The sequence below is a fragment of the Nostoc sp. UIC 10630 genome, from assembly GCF_010747425.1.
In the GTDB taxonomy this organism is placed as follows: Bacteria; Cyanobacteriota; Cyanobacteriia; order Cyanobacteriales; family Nostocaceae; genus Nostoc.
Genome location: NZ_JAAGOG010000421.1, coordinates 1 through 1,694, shown reverse-complemented (window position 1 = coordinate 1,694; position 1,694 = coordinate 1). Strand labels below are relative to the sequence as shown.

Here is a 1,694-nt window from a genome sequence, read left to right as displayed (position 1 = left end):
AACCTACATTCCGCAGGTAAGTGAAGAGATTGATGGTATTTTTTATTTATGACATCATCAGCATTAGAAATAAGAGTACAAGATATTGACCACTGCGGGATAGTGGCAGGCATCATTGACCAAATGTGTTTGGTAGAGCAAATCAACCAAATATTAGGCACTCATCACCAAGAAATAGTCAGCCCAGGTCAAGCAGTCAAAGCGATGATTCTCAATGGCTTGGGTTTGGTCAGTGCGCCACTGTATCTGTTTGAAAAGTTTTTTGTGGGCAAAGCCACAGAACACCTGTTGGGAGAGGGGATAAGTCCAGAACACCTAAACGACGACCGTTTGGGGAGAGTATTGGACAAACTATATGAGGCGGGACTAACACAAGTATTCGTCACAGTAGCGTTGGCAGCAGCCCAAAAGTTTGGGGTAAAAAAAGACAGTTTGCACCTAGACTCCAGTTCATTTCATGTGCATGGAGAATACGTCAGCACCACAGATGAAGGCGCAACAGAGGAAAGAGCAATTGAAATTACCTATGGTTACTCACGAGACCATCGACCGGATCTCAAACAATTTATAGTGGACTTGATATGCAGTGGGGATGGAGACATTCCCTTATATCTGAGAGTTGCAGATGGAAATGAAACCGACTCGGCGGCATTTGCGCGAATTCTCAAAAAGTTTAGGCAACAGTGGGAGATAGATGCCTTGTTTGTGGCAGATGCCGCTCTTTACTGTGAACAGAACATCAAACAGATGGATTCTTTACGCTGGCTATCAAGAGTGCCAGCCACCTTAGCGGCAGCAAAATTTCTCTTAGACAACATGAGTCAGGAAGCGTTTGTCAGCAGTGCAATCGCAGGATACCAGATTGCTGAATGTTGTAGTGATTATGCCGGAGTCAAGCAGCGTTGGTTAGTAGTCAACAGTGAAGCGCGGAAAAGCGCGGATTTAAAGCAACTAGAAACACGTCTCGCCCAGCACTTGGACAAAGCCCAGTCTCAATTGCGACAGTTATCACAACAAGAATTCGCTTGTGCAGCAGATGCACTCAAAGCTGCAAACCTCTTGAGCGACCAGCTGCGCTTTCATCAACTGACAGATATAGAGATTATTGAACACCACCGTCACCGCAAGCCGGGTAGACCAGGCAAAAATACCCCACCCACTCACTGCTGTTATCAAATTCGTGCTTGTGTGGTGCCAAAACTTCAAGCCATTGCTACTGAACAATTACGTGCAGGTCGCTTCATTTTAGCGACCAATGTTACAGATATCAACGAGTTGACTGGCGATGACTTGCTCTTGCAGTACAAGGCTCAACAATCTACAGAACGCGGTTTTCGTTTCCTCAAAGACCCGCTCTTTTTTACCAGCAGTGTCTTCCTCAACTCTCCCGAACGGGTAGCAGCATTGGCAATGGTGATGGGTCTGTGTTTATTAGTTTACAGTTTAGGACAAAGGGCACTGCGCCAAGCTCTGGAAACTGCAAAACAAACTATCAATAATCAGTTGGGTAAGCCGACTAGCACTCCCACTCTCCGTTGGGTCTTTCAGTGCTTTATGTCCATTCATCTGATAACGATCGCCGGCATTAAACAAATTGCTAATCTTACCGATGAACGACGTTGGATTCTCCAGTTTCTCGGTGCTCCTTGCCGAAAATATTATCTCCTTACCTGATAGACCTGCGGAATGTAGGT

General features: G+C 45.6%; 1 protein-coding gene. It reads left to right on the top strand.

Annotation, left to right across the window (positions count from 1 at the left end; translation table 11 throughout):
• Positions 1-48 precede the first annotated feature (48 nt).
• Entirely contained in the window at positions 49-1,674 is a 1,626-nt protein-coding gene (locus G1O98_RS38105) for an IS1634 family transposase (protein WP_163939621.1), read from the top strand.
• Positions 1,675-1,694 lie beyond the last annotated feature (20 nt).

Coding starts and splice junctions, on each gene's coding strand:
- G1O98_RS38105 (WP_163939621.1), top strand. CDS start 49: ATGACATCATCAGCATTAGAAATAAGAGTACAAGATATTGACCACTGC.